Source organism: Phaeobacter sp. JH20_08 (genome assembly GCF_048056635.1).
GTDB lineage: Bacteria > Pseudomonadota > Alphaproteobacteria > Rhodobacterales > Rhodobacteraceae > Phaeobacter > Phaeobacter bryozoorum.
Window position 1 is genome coordinate 393567 of sequence record NZ_JAYMVV010000018.1, and the last position, 13624, is coordinate 407190.

Annotated in this window: 11 protein-coding genes; 8 read left to right on the top strand and 3 right to left on the bottom strand. The window is 61.5% G+C overall.

The genetic code is table 11. The features are described from left to right. Positions 1–27: 27 nt before the first annotated feature. From VWY75_RS17430 to VWY75_RS17440, 3 genes are all read right to left on the bottom strand, one after another. Entirely contained in the window at positions 28–459 is a 432-nt protein-coding gene (locus tag VWY75_RS17430) for a universal stress protein (RefSeq protein ID WP_340545610.1), read from the bottom strand. Then, complete coding sequence (locus tag VWY75_RS17435; RefSeq protein WP_416538768.1) at positions 456–3062, bottom strand: TRAP transporter permease; 2607 nt, start codon at positions 3060–3062, stop codon at positions 456–458. Before VWY75_RS17435 ends, VWY75_RS17430 begins: the two co-directional genes overlap by 4 nt. A 136-nt stretch (positions 3063–3198) precedes the next feature. Further along, on the bottom strand, positions 3199–4164 hold the full coding sequence (locus tag VWY75_RS17440; protein WP_340545612.1) for a TAXI family TRAP transporter solute-binding subunit: 966 nt from the start codon (positions 4162–4164) through the stop codon (positions 3199–3201). A gap of 712 nt (positions 4165–4876) precedes the next feature. On the opposite strand from VWY75_RS17440, the gene VWY75_RS17445 reads away from it, so the two are divergent. From VWY75_RS17445 to VWY75_RS17480, 8 genes are all read left to right on the top strand, one after another. After that, the gene (locus VWY75_RS17445) at positions 4877–5743 is read left to right on the top strand and encodes an FAD binding domain-containing protein (RefSeq protein ID WP_416538769.1); all 867 of its coding nucleotides are present in this window, start codon (positions 4877–4879) and stop codon (positions 5741–5743) included. Continuing rightward, on the top strand, positions 5740–6222 hold the full coding sequence (locus VWY75_RS17450) for a (2Fe-2S)-binding protein (RefSeq protein ID WP_340545614.1): 483 nt from the start codon (positions 5740–5742) through the stop codon (positions 6220–6222). Before VWY75_RS17445 ends, VWY75_RS17450 begins: the two co-directional genes overlap by 4 nt. Then, positions 6222–8492 carry a xanthine dehydrogenase family protein molybdopterin-binding subunit gene (locus VWY75_RS17455; RefSeq protein WP_416538770.1) on the top strand — a complete coding sequence of 757 codons (2271 nt, stop codon included), beginning with the start codon at positions 6222–6224 and terminating at the stop codon, positions 8490–8492. Before VWY75_RS17450 ends, VWY75_RS17455 begins: the two co-directional genes overlap by 1 nt. A gap of 9 nt (positions 8493–8501) precedes the next feature. Further along, a complete protein-coding gene (locus VWY75_RS17460) occupies positions 8502–8792 on the top strand; it encodes a MoaD/ThiS family protein (protein WP_416534910.1) in 291 nt (96 codons plus the stop codon). An 87-nt stretch (positions 8793–8879) separates the two neighbouring features. Beyond that, positions 8880–9983, top strand: coding sequence for an S-methyl-5-thioribose-1-phosphate isomerase (gene mtnA, locus VWY75_RS17465; protein WP_416538771.1), 1104 nt, complete (start codon positions 8880–8882; stop codon positions 9981–9983). A 7-nt stretch (positions 9984–9990) separates the two neighbouring features. Beyond that, entirely contained in the window at positions 9991–10662 is a 672-nt protein-coding gene (locus VWY75_RS17470) for a class II aldolase/adducin family protein (RefSeq protein WP_340545618.1), read from the top strand. Between the two features lie 203 nt (positions 10663–10865). Then, positions 10866–11936, top strand: a complete 1071-nt coding sequence (locus VWY75_RS17475; protein ID WP_416538772.1) for a dipeptidase — start codon at positions 10866–10868, stop codon at positions 11934–11936. Between the two features lie 91 nt (positions 11937–12027). Continuing rightward, positions 12028–13623 carry an ABC transporter substrate-binding protein gene (locus VWY75_RS17480; RefSeq protein WP_340545620.1) on the top strand — a complete coding sequence of 532 codons (1596 nt, stop codon included), beginning with the start codon at positions 12028–12030 and terminating at the stop codon, positions 13621–13623. Position 13624: the final 1 nt, after the last annotated feature.

Sequence of the window (13624 nt, forward strand, 5' to 3'; positions counted from 1 at the left end):
GAGATATGCGGTTAGAATGCCTGCGGATCAGCGCACCACATAGACCGAACAGGTGGAATGGCGGATCACCCGCGCCGCATTGGGTCCCAGCAGATAATCCGACAGCTCCGGCTTATGCGCGCCGATCACGATCAGATCGGTTCCCGCCTTGTCCGCGACCTTCAGGATTTCCTGATAGGCTTTGCCGGTGGCCACCAGATGCCGCACCTTGGCGTTGCGTTCGGCGCCGAGGACCTCCTCGCAGAGCTTGCCCAGATGATCTGCAGTTTCCTTTACCGCGCGTTCATGGTGGTGCTCTTCGAAGAACCCCGAGACCCAGCTTTCGCCAAAATCGGGCAGCACATTGACGACATCCAGCTGCGCGCCATCCAGATCGGCCAGTCGGGCCGCCTCTGCCAGCACCTTGCGGTCCGTCGTGTCGCCGTTCAGTTCCAGCGCGCAGAGAACAGATTTACTCATGCCATTGCCTCCTCTTGGCGGGCACGGCCCGTCTGCATCAGGGCAACAAGCCCCAGCAGCAGCAGCGCCGGGATAAAGATCAGCTCCTTGGGCAGCTGATCCGACGGCACCTGCACCGAGGTCAAGGATACCGGGTCATCCAGATAGAAATCAAACCCGTCCAGCATCGGCTGCGCCGGGGTGCCGAACATCGGCTCTTCCAGTTTGACAATGCCGTCTTCTTCCAGCGGCAGCAGTCCGAACTGATCGAGGCTTGTCTGCCCGCCCTCTGCGCCGACGGTCAGAACCAAAGTGGTTTCGGTCATCTCGCCAGTGTCGAAATCGGGACCCGCCACTTTCACGCGCACTTCGGTGCCTTCGGGGACATCGTTGAGCGCGGTGACCAGTTCGGCCGGCTCCACCTGCGTGAACGGCGGCTGGATGTAATCCATGAAGAAGCCGGGACGGAAGATTGCAAAGGCAATCGCCACCAGCGCCACGCTTTCATAGATCCGGCTGCGGGTCAGAAAATATCCCATGGTGCCGGCAGTAAAGACAAGGATTGCAATGGTGGCGGTCACCGCAACCAGTATCCCCTCGGCCCAGGTGACATCAATCAGCAGAAGATCGGTGTTGAAGATGAACACAAACGGCAGCGCCACGGTGCGCAGGCTGTAGAAGAAGGCGATGAAGCCGGTACGGATCGCATCGCCCCCGGAGACAGCCGCCGCGGCAAAGCTCGCAAGGCCCACAGGCGGTGTCACATCCGCCATGATGCCGAAGTAGAACACAAATAGATGCACCGCGATCAGCGGCACGATCAGACCGGATTGCGCCCCCAGTTCCACCACAACGCCCGCCATCAGCGAGCTGACAACGATGTAGTTCGCCGTCGTGGGCAGACCCATGCCGAGGATCAGGGACAACAGCCCTACCATCACCAGCATCAGGATCAGGTTGCCGCCCGACAGGAACTCAACCAGATCGGCCATGACCTGACCAACACCGGTAAGGGTCACCGTGCCCACGATCACGCCGGCTGTTGCTGTTGCCAGCGCGATACCGATCATGTTGCGCGCACCATCCACCATGCCGTGCCACAGGTCGTTGAGCCCATCCATAAAGTTGTGCAGCAGGTTGCTCTGCCCGCGGAACAGCGCCTTAAGCGGTTTCTGGGTGAGCAGGATCACGAATAGCAAGGCGGTCGCCCAGAAAGCCGACAGTCCCGGCGATTTCTGTTCGATCATCAGGAAGTAGACCAGCACGATGATCGGCAGCAGGTAATGCAGACCGGCCTTGTAGATCTCGCCAACCTCGGGCAGTTCGATGTCCTTGGCGTTGGGATCATCGGGTTCAAGGTCGGGAACCTGCGCTGCCATATAGACCAGCGCGACATAGACCAATGCAACCAGACAGGTGATGATCAGGCCGGCTGCACTTGGTGCGACGGCTTCGATCGCATCAACCGGGAATTGGGTGCCATAGCACAGCCCCGCAAACACCAGGAAGAAGCTCAGCATCCCCAGCGCCGTGCGCATCAGGTTTACTTCGCGGTTGCCCAGGGTCGGCATCTTCCGCTTTACGGCTTCCAGATGCACGATGTAGATCAGCGCGATATAGGAGATCGTCGCCGGCAGGAACGCATGGGTGATCACCTCGACATAAGAAATACCGACATATTCCACCATGAGAAACGCAGCCGCGCCCATAACCGGAGGCATGATCTGGCCATTGACAGAGGAGGCAACCTCTACCGAACCGGCCTGCTCCGAGGTGAAGCCAACCCGCTTCATCAGCGGAATGGTGAAGGTACCGGTGGTCACGACATTGGCAATCGAGGAGCCGGAGATCAGACCGGTTGCGGCCGAGCCGACCACCGCCGCCTTTGCCGGGCCACCGCGCAGGTGACCAAGCGCGCCAAAGGCCATCTTGATAAAGTAATTGCCGGCACCCGCCTTATCCAGAAGTGCACCGAACAGCACGAAGAGAAACACGAATTTCGTCGACACCCCCAGCGCGATGCCAAACACACCTTCCGAGGTGATCCACATCTGCTCCATCGCGCGGTCCAGCGATGCGCCTTTCCAGCGGATCACATCGGGGACCAGCTCGGATGAGCCGAAGAAAACATACAGCAGGAACACAGAAGCCACGATTGCCATCGCCGGGCCAAGGGCGCGGCGCGCGCCCTCAAACAGCAGCACAAGACCGATCGCAGCAAAGACCGTGTCGATGTCATCACCCTTGCCACCGGCATTCACGATCTTCTCGTAGAAGATATAGCCATAAAGTGCGGTAAATGTGCCCATCAGCGCCAGGATCCAGTCCTGAACCGGGATCCGGTCCGTCGGGCTGCTCTTCAGCGCGGGATAGGCCGCATAGGCGAGAAAAATGGCAAAGGCCAGATGGATCTGGCGCGCATTGTTTACGACGCTGCCCGGTAGCACGAGATTGGCAACCGGAGAGGCCAGCAGCACCTGAAAGACCGACCAGATGCAGGCCACAATGGCCAGGAACAGCCCTACGCTGCCAATCGGGTTGCGGGCGCCGGAGTCTGATGAGGCAACAAGAGCCTGAAGCTCTTCCTCCGACAGCGGACCTTTGCCCTGTGTTTCACTTGTCATGATGGTTCCCCTCGAAAGCTCGTACCGCTTGGGTGCAGGTACTGCTCCACTTGTTCTTGACACCCCGGTCAGCGGACGTGGAGACCGCAGGTGCAAAACGGGGCGCCATGGCGCCCCGTTCGATCAATCGGTCTGGTTATTCAACCCAGCCCTGTTCTTTGTAGTACTTCGCCGCGCCGGGATGCAGCGGTGCGGACAGGCCCGCAGTTGCCATTTCCTCAGGCTTCAGATTGGCGAAGGCCGGGTGCAGTTTTTTGAAGTCTTCGAAGTTTTCAAAGACCGCTTTCACCACGGTGTAGACCGCCTCGTCCGAGACCTGATCAGAGGTCACGAAGGTCGCGCCAACGCCGAATGTGCTCACATCTGCGTCGGAGCCACGGTACATGCCGCCGGGAATGGTTGCAGTCCGGTAGAAGGAGTTGTCAGCGATCAGCTTTTCAACCGCTTCGCCATCCACGGTCACCAGGACGGAGTCGCAGGCGGTGGTGGCTTCCTGGATCGAGCCGGAGGGGTGGCCAACGGTGTAGACCATGGCGTCGATCTGGTTGTCGCAGAGCGCTGCGGACTGTTCGGCTGCCTTCAGCTCGGTTGCCAGCGCAAAGCTGTCCATGCCCCAGCCTTTGGCTTCCAGCAGCACTTCCATGGTGCCGCGCTGACCGGAACCGGGGTTGCCGATGTTGACGCGCTTGCCCTGGAGGTCGTCGAAATTGGTGATACCGGCATCGGCACGCGCCACAACGGTAAAGGGCTCCGGGTGAACGGAGAACACGGCACGCAGACCTTCAAAGGCGCCCTGCTCTTCGAATTTGGAGGTGCCGTTATAGGCGTGGTACTGCCAGTCGGACTGCGCCACACCGAATTCCAGCTCACCATCACGGATGGTGTTGATGTTGTAGACGGAGCCACCGGTGGATTCCACGGAGCAGCGGATACCGTGCTCTTTGCGGGTCTTGTTGACCAGACGGCAGATCGCGCCACCGGTCGGGTAGTACACGCCGGTCACACCGCCGGTACCGATTGTGATGAATTCTTCTGCCATCGCGGCAGGTGCCATGAAGGCGGTAGCCACAAGGGCGCTAACGGCCAGCTTGGTGTTGGTCATATGTAGTGTTCTCCCACGTTTTTGTCTTCGAAACCGTAGAGCCGCACACGGCGCGGCTGGGGTCGTTGAACCCTTGGGGACATGTAGACGCCAGGTGTGTTTTGTCGCGCGTTCTGGCAACAATTTCCGGCAGGTCCAGCGGTTAAAGCGTTTCAGGCGCATCAGACCAAGTCAAGGCTTACGATCTGCCCGTGGCCCCGCAGGCACGAGGTTTCAGCGTATCTGATACCAATCCCGGAATATTCCCCCGCATCCACATCCATTGGATTCGGCGCACTGTGGCAGATTGTCACACCCATGCGCAACCCAACTTCGCCATTCAAACCCCTTTGATGGCGATATTTTCTAGAATATTTCTGGAATTGCCGCCGCCATAAAAGACTGGATCCGACACCGCAAGGGGCAAAAGCGCAATACCCTCCCCGTTTATGGGCCCCTGCCACCTAAGCGCGCCCTCGGTCGTTGCCCGGTGCGGTATGTGAACATCACTGCCGATTGTGCTTTGCGAGCGTGAGATTTCACGCCTATGTCCAAAACCGGCTGCGATGGCGGCTTGCCGAAGACTGCGCAAGGACGCAAGATACCGAAAAGCGCACCGCCTTGGCCCGCGGCCAGGCATATGCGTCGAGACAGCCCGCAGCGCATTCCATGCCCCGGACATCCGGACCCACCCATCAGCCACCTGCAGCAGGCCAGCAAAAGGACAGTCCCAATGAACTATCACCGACCAACCAGCTTTGCCGAAGCGGCGGAGCTGGCGGCTTCAGCATCGGGGGTTACCCGTGTTCTGGCCGGCGGCACCGATGTGCTGGTGCAGATGCGCGCCGATATCGTCACGCCGGATACGCTGATCGACATCAAGGCGATTGATGGCGTCCGCGACATCCGCAAGGAAAGCGATGGCAGCTGGACCATCGGCGCCGCGGTGGCCGGAGCCGAAATGTCCGAACATGATGACCTGTCCGCCGCATGGCCGGGCGTGGTCGAGGCGATGGACCTGATCGGATCCACCCAGGTGCAGGGCCGGGCCACGCTTGTCGGTAACCTCTGCAATGCCTCCCCTGCCGCCGACAGCGTGCCGGCTATGGTTGCGGCAGGTGCATCGGTCAACATCACCGGACCTGACGGCAATCGCCGCGCCGCGGTCGTGGATATTCCGGCAGCTCCCGGCAAGACCACGCTGAAGCCCGGCGAGTTGATCACGGCGGTGCATCTGCCGCCCGCCGTGCCCGGTCAGGGCGACGCCTATCTGCGGTTTATCCCGCGAACCGAGATGGACATCGCCGTGGTCGGCTGTGGTGTCTGGCTTCGGCTGGAGGGCGACACCGTCGCGGATGCCCGCGTTGCCCTCGGAGCTGTCGCGCCCACGGTACTGCTGGTGCAGGCCTGTGCCGATGCCCTGATCGGCTCCAGGCTGGACGACGCGGCCTTGGGGCGACTGGCCACCGCTGCCTCTGATGCCTGCTCACCGATCACCGACAAACGCGGCACCATTGCCTTTCGCACGCAGGTGGCGGGCGTGATGGCCCGCCGCGCCGCAGAAACCGCCTATGCCCGCGCCAAGGGAGACAAAGCATGAGCACGAAGATCCACGTCTCGGCCACCGTCAACGGCGATGCCGTCGATTACCTCTGCGATCCGCGCGAAACGCTGCTTGATGTGCTGCGCGACCGTTTGAACCTTACCGGTGCCAAGGAAGGCTGCGGCACCGGCGACTGTGGCGCCTGTTCGATCACTCTCAACGGGCGGCTGGTCTGTTCCTGTCTGGTGCTCGGCGTCGAAGCCGCAGGCCAGGAAATCGCCACCGTCGAAGGCATCGCTGCTGGCGAAACACTGCATCCGCTGCAACAGAAGTTCATCGACCACGCCGCGCTGCAATGCGGTATCTGCACGCCGGGCATTCTGGTCGCGGCCAAGGCGCTGCTGGAGAAGAACCCGGACCCCAGCGAGACCGAAGTGCGTTATTGGCTGGCGGGCAATCTGTGCCGCTGTACCGGCTATGACAAGATCATTCGCGCCGTCATGGACGCGGCGGCAGAGATGCGGGAGGCATCATAATGGCTCTGGATCAACGCAAGACCGATTTCACCCAGGTGGGCACCCGTCCCAACCGCCCCGATGGTCTGGACAAGGTCACGGGCAAGGCGCGCTTTGGCGCCGATATCACGGCACCGGGAATGCTCTTCGGGGCCATCCTGCGCAGCCCTCACGCCCATGCCCGGATCAAACATATCGACACCAGCAAGGCCGAGGCGCTGAGCGATGTGAAGGCGATTGTCACCCGTGCCGATTTCTCGGACGCCATCAAACCCGCGCCGGGGCTGGAAGGCGAACAATGGAATGTGCTGGAAAACGTGATGGCGGGCGATACCGCGCTCTATGATGGCCATGCCATCGCGGCTGTGGCAGCCACCTCGGCCCTCGCCGCACGTGACGCGCTGAAGCTGATCGAGGTCGAGTATGAGGTGCTGCCCCATGTGACCGATGTCGATAAGGCGATGGCCAAGGATGCACCGGTGATCCGCGAGGGCGCTGCCGATTACTCTGTGCCGGAGGGGATGCACCCAAACGTGGTGCGCTACCACGAAAGCGGCCATGGCGATGTCGAGGCGGGCTTTGCCAAGGCCGATCTGGTGGTCGAGGAGCATTTCGTCACCGAGGCGACGCATCAGGGCTATATTGAACCCCATGCCTGCCTTGCGCAGCTGGGACAGGACGGCAAGGGTGAGCTGTGGTGCTGTACGCAGGGCCACTGGTATGTGCAGAAGAACTGCGCGGCGCTGTTGGGGATTGAGACATCGCAGCTGCGCGTCACCGCCTCGGAAATCGGCGGTGGCTTTGGCGGCAAGACCACGGTGTTCATCGAACCTGTCGCACTGGCCCTGTCGCGCAAGTCCAATCGCCCGGTCAAACTGGTGATGAGCCGCCCCGAGGTGTTCCGCGCCACCGGCCCCACCGCCTCGACCTCCATGGATATCAAGATCGGCATGACCGCTGATGGTATCATTACCGCAGCACAGGGCACCTTCCGCCTACAGGGCGGTGCCTTTCCGGGTGCGCCTGCGGATATGACCGCAATGTGTGCCTTTGCGCCCTATGATCTGAAGAACGTCCAGCAGATTGGCTATGACGTCATGAGCAACCGCCCCAAACAGGCGGCCTATCGCGCGCCCGGCTCGCCGATGGCGGCCTACGCGGTGGAATCTGTGATTGACGAGCTCTGCCGCAAACTGGATCTCGACCCAATCGAAGTGCGCTTGAAAAATGCCGCGCGCGAGGGCACCAAAGCCTCCTACGGGCCAAAGTTCGAACGCATTGGTCTGGTGGAAACGCTCGAGGCTGCCAAGGCGCATCCCCACTACAGTGCCCCGCTGAAGCCCGGTCAGGGGCGCGGGATCTCCTGCGGCTTCTGGTTCAACCATGGTGGCGAAACCTCGGTGTCATTGTCGCTGTCAGAGGATGGCACCTGTCAGATTTCTGTTGGCACGCCCGATATCGGCGGCTCCCGCGCCTCCATGGCGCTGATGGCGGCAGAGGTTCTGGGCATTCCCTATGAGAGCATCCGCGTCACCATCGCCGATACTGCCACGCTTGGTTATAATGACGTCTCCCACGGCAGCCGGGTGACCTATGCCAGCGGCCTTGCCACGATCAAGGCGGCAGAGGATGCCGTGGCCAAGCTCAGCAAACGCGCCGCGGCCAAATGGGGTATCCCCGAGGATGCTGTGAAATGGGAGGACGGCCATGCCGTGCCCTCCGGTCCCAATGCGGGCAACTTCGACCCGATGCCGCTGGCGGAGATTACCCGCGACATGGGCAAGACCGGTGGACCGATCTCCGGCCATTTCGAGGCGACGCCCGAAGGGGCCGGCGTCTCCTTTGCCACCCATATCGTCGATGCGGAGGTAGATCCCGAAACCGGCAAGACCGCTGTGACGCGCTATACGGTCATTCAGGATGCTGGCAAGGCGATCCATCCCACCTATGTCGAAGGTCAGTTTCAGGGCGGTGCCGCACAGGGCATCGGCTGGGCGCTGAATGAGGAATATATCTACGGCGAGGACGGCCGGTTGCAGAATGCGGTGTTCCTCGACTATCGGATCCCCGTCGCCTCGGACCTGCCAATGATCGACACGGTGATTGTCGAGGTGCCGAACCCCGGTCATCCCTTTGGCGTGCGCGGTGTCGGCGAAACCTCGATCTGTCCGCCTCTCGCGGCCATCGCCAATGCAGTCTCTGCGGCGGCGGGGGTGCGCTTGCATGCGCTGCCGATGTCGCCACCGCGCATTCTGGCCGCCCTGGATCAGCAGCGCGCCAAGACGGGCTGAGGCGCCGCAATGGCACCTGAGTACAGCACCACAGGTCAGGGCGCGGGCACACCGCGCCTGACCGTACACCTCTGGTCAGGCCTGCGACGGTTTGCAGATGGGCAGGACGCTGTGGAGGTTCAGGCCACCACAATCGGCGCGATGATCGCAGCGCTCAAATCTGCCTATCCCGCACTTGCACCGGCTCTCGACGCAGGCGTATCCGTTGCCGTGGACGGCCGGATCATTGCTGCCAGTCTTGATGAACCGCTCCGGCCCCAGAATGAAATCTACCTCATGCAGAGGTTGCGCGGCGGCTAGCTGCGCAAGAGGATTGCACTTTACCGCCAATGCGCTAGGACGGCATCAGCGGCGGCGCTGGGCCAGCCATCAACGGAGGACACCGCAGTGAAGGTCAACGGCACACATTATCGCTCGCTCTGGTGGGACGAGGATCAATCGGTTCTGATGATTATCGACCAGCGTTGGCTGCCCCATGAGTTTCGCATTCAGCCGGTTGCAACACTGGATGATTTCGCGACCGCCATCGTCGAGATGCGGGTGCGTGGCGCGCCGCTGATCGGAGCCACCGCCGCCTATGGCATGGCGCTGGCGGCCGAGCTTGATCCTTCGGACGGTGCGCTGGAGGCCGCTTGGGAGCAGCTCAATGCGACCCGCCCCACTGCGATCAACCTGCGCTGGGCGCTAAACCGCTGCATGGAGGTCCTGCGTCCCCTGCCCGAGGATGAGCGTGCTGACGCCGCACTGAAACTGGCCCATGCAATCGCCGATGAGGATGTTGAAATCAACCGGCGCATCGGCACTTACGGGCTGACCCTGATCCGTGAGATCGCACAGAAGAAACCCGCAGGTGAGCCGGTGCGGCTGCTCACCCATTGCAATGCAGGCTGGATCGCCACGGTTGACTGGGGCACCGCCACCAGCCCGATGTATCAGGCCCATGATGCCGGAATTCCGATCCATGTCTGGGTCGATGAGACCCGCCCGCGCAATCAGGGCGCGCTGACCGCCTGGGAACTGGGCAGCCATGGTATTAGCCACAGCTACATCACCGACAATGCCGGCGGTCATCTGATGCAGCACGGACAGGTCGACCTGGTGATCACCGGCACCGACCGCACCACGCGTCAGGGTGATGTCTGCAACAAGATCGGCACCTATCTGAAGGCACTGGCAGCCCATGACAACGGGGTGCCCTTCTACGTTGCCCTGCCCTCGCCGACCATCGACTGGACGGTGACCGATGGCGTTGCAGAGATCCCGATCGAGGACCGCGACAGCCGCGAGGTAAGCCATGTGCAGGGCGTGCTTGATAGCGGCGATATCGGGCTTGCGCGTGTGACACCGGACGGCACGGTCTGCGGCAACCCGGCCTTTGACGTGACCCCCAATCGGCTGGTCACCGGGCTGATCACAGAGCGCGGCATCTGCGATGCCTCTGCCGACGGGCTGGCGGCGCTGTTCCCCGATCTTATCCGCAAGGCCGGGTGACCGCGCCATGATCAGACCCGCCCCGGATGACAGCCGCGCCCTGCGTCAGTCCATCATTGATGCCTGCCTGGAGATGAACCGGACCGGCATCAATCAGGGCACCTCCGGCAATATCTCCCTGCGGATCGCCGGGGGTGACATGCTGATTACCCCGTCCGGCATCCCTTATGAGGCGATGAGCCCGGAGATGATCGTCCGAATGCCGCTTGCGGGCGGGCCTGATCCCGAGGATGCACAGCCGGCCCCGTCGTCGGAGTGGCAGTTTCATCAGGCGCTGCTTGCGGCGAAGCCGGAGGCGATGGCGGTCGTCCATGCCCATCCGGCGCATTGCTGCGCTCTCGCCGTGAACCACATGACGATCCCGGCCTGCCACTATATGGTCGCGGCCTTTGGCGGAGATGACGTGCCTCTGGCGGATTACGCGCTGTTCGGTACGGCTGAATTGTCGGATCATGTCGTCCACGCCATGGCCGACCGCCACGCCTGCCTGATGGCAAACCATGGGGCCCTCGTGACCGGTGATACGCTGGCGCGGGCGATGTGGCGCATGGTGGAGCTGGAGAGCCTGGCGCGGACGTACATACTGGCCCGCAGCATCGGCACACCAAAACTGCTAAGCACGGCGCAGATGGAGGAGGCGCTTGCTGCCTTCGCCACCTACGGGCTGAAACAGGCCTGACCAGCCGAGTCGCCATTGCGCGATAATCGAACATCTTCCCGGCCCGGTCGAACGACCAGCGGGCAAGATGACCGCTGTCACGCCATTCCTCCCAGTTAGATGGCAGTTTTTGGGCCTTCGTCCGTCTTATCCCGGAAACGGGCGTAAATTCCCTTGCGTTAGCGCAAAAGATACGACCTCATATCAGGGAATTAGGAAGAAATATGACTGACCCTCTGATTTTCGACGGCCACAACGATGTTTTGCTGCGATTGCACAATCGCGATATTTCATCCGGCGTGGACGGGTTCCAAGGCAACGGCGGGCGCCAGATTGATCTGGCCAAAGCGCGCACGGGCGGCTTTGGCGGCGGCTTCTTTGCGATCTATATTCCGGATGGCCACAGTCTGGATAGCGAAGACGAGATGATGGCAGACAGCTATGATATGCCGCTGTCGGCGGCGATCAGCTGGCCCGATGCCGCCCCTGTCGCTCTGTCGCAGGCGTCCCTGCTGTTTCAGCTGGAAAGCGACGGCGCGCTGAAGGTCTGCCGCACAACCGAAGATATTCGCGACTGCCTCTCGACCGGGATGATGGCGGCGGTGCTGCATATGGAGGGCGCGGAGGCAATTGATCCGGATTTCCACATGCTCGACCTGCTTTATCAGGCCGGGCTTCGCTCAATCGGTCCGGTGTGGAGCCGCCCGACAAGGTTCGGCCATGGCGTGCCCTTCCGGTTTCCGGGATCACCCGATACCGGTCCGGGGCTGACGGAGGATGGCAAACGGCTGATCCGGCGCTGCAATGATCTGGGTGTTATGATCGACCTGTCGCATCTGAACGAGGCCGGTTTCTGGGATGTCGCCAAGCTGAGCGCAGCGCCGCTGGTGGCCACCCATTCCAATGCCCATGCGCTGACGCCGCACAGCCGCAACCTCACCGACCGCCAGCTGCACGCGATCCGCGACAGTGACGGGATGGTCGGCCTGAACTTTGCGGTCGCCTTTCTGCGCGAAGATGGCCGGATGGACGAAAACACCCCGATTGACCGGATGCTGCGCCATATCGACCACCTGATCAGCCAGCTCGGCGAGGATCGGGTTGGTTTCGGCTCGGATTTCGACGGGGCCACCGTGCCGCGGGAGATCAGGACCGTTGCAGGCCTGCCCGCGCTTCGCGCCGCTCTGCGTCACCACGGTGTGAATGAGACGTTGATGAAAAAACTATGTCACGACAACTGGCTGCGGGTTCTGGATGCCACCTGGCGCAGCCCGAAAACGGAGGCGCGCAGCTGACCGGCGTGCGCTCCGGTTCAGACCCACACAACAACAAGACGCTGACAACAGCGCGATATTCCAAGATCAAAAACACAACAGGGAGTTAAAGATGAAAACCATTCATACCCTTCTTGGCACCGCCGCGCTGGGGCTGGCGATTGGCCTCACTCCGATGGCGACCATGGCTGAGACGCCCGCCAATATGCTGGTTATTGCCAACCGCATTGACGATATCACCACGCTGGATCCGGCGCAGAGCTTTGAATTTGCGGGTGCCGATGTGATCCGCAACATCTATGGCAAGCTGGTCAACTTTGACCCCTCCGATCTGGACGCCGGCTATCAGCCCGATCTGGCCGAAAGCTGGACCGTCTCTGAGGATGGACGCACCATCACCTTTACCATGCGCGAAGGCGTGACCTTCCAGTCCGGCAACCCGGTCCGGGCCGAGGATGCGGCGTTTTCGCTGAAGCGCGCGGTCATTCTGAACAAGACGCCCTCCTTCATCATCACGCAGTTTGGCTTTACGCCCGAAAACGTCGATGAAACCATCAAGGTTGATGGCAATACGCTGTCTATCACCACCGACAAACGCTATGCGACCTCCTTTGTTCTGAACTGCCTTACGGCGACCATCGGCGCCATCGTCGACAAGGAACTGGTCATGGCCAATGAGGTCGATGGCGATATGGGCAACAATTGGCTGACCACCAATTCGGCAGGCTCCGGCCCCTACAGCCTGGCCAGCTGGAAGCCGAAGGAAAGTGTCACCCTGAGCGCAAACCCCTCGTATTATGGCGGTGAGCCAGAAATGAAGCGCGTCATCGTGCGCCACGTTCAGGAAAGCGCAACCCAGCGCCTGATGCTGGAACGCGGTGATATCGACGTGGCCCGCGATCTGACGCCCTCGGATGTGGACGGTCTGGCCGGTGTTGAGGGTGTCGAGGTGCTGCGCGAAATGCGCGGCCGCCTGATGTATGTCTCCTTCAACCAGAAACACCCGGAACTGTCGAAGCCGCAGGTCCGTCAGGCGCTGAAATATCTCATCGACTATGACGGTATGGAAAACAGCTTCCTGAAGAACTGGTATGTCGGCCACCAGAACTTCCTGCCGAAGACCTATCTGGGCGCTGTGGACGAAAACCCCTTCTCGCTCGATGTCGAAAAGGCCAAGGCGCTGCTGGCGGAGGCCGGTGTCGAGAATCTGGAGCTGACCGTCGGCGTACGCGAAGCGCAGGAACGGCTCGAAATTGCACAGTCGTTGCAGAACACGTTCGCGCAGGCAGGAATCACGCTGAACCTTGAGGTTGGCACGGGCAAGCAGATCCTGGGCAAATACCGCGCACGCGAGTTGGATATCTATCTGGGCGCATGGGGCCCGGACTATCCTGATCCGCATACCAATGCGGGGACCTTTGCCTATAACCCGGATAACTCGGACGAAGCCAATGCAACCGGTCTTCTGGCCTGGCGCAACGGCTGGGACACCGGCGGGCTGACGGAAAAGGTTGCCGCCGCCGTGGTCGAGGGCGACACCGACAAGCGCGCCGAGATGTACCACGAAATTCAGGCAGAGTTCCGCGACACAGCCCCCTTTGCCATCATGTTCCAGCTGATCGAACAGGCTGGCATGGCCGACAATGTCGAAGGGCTGAGCCTCGGCGGGGCGATCACCTCCGTCGCCTACTGGGACGTGACCAAGTAAA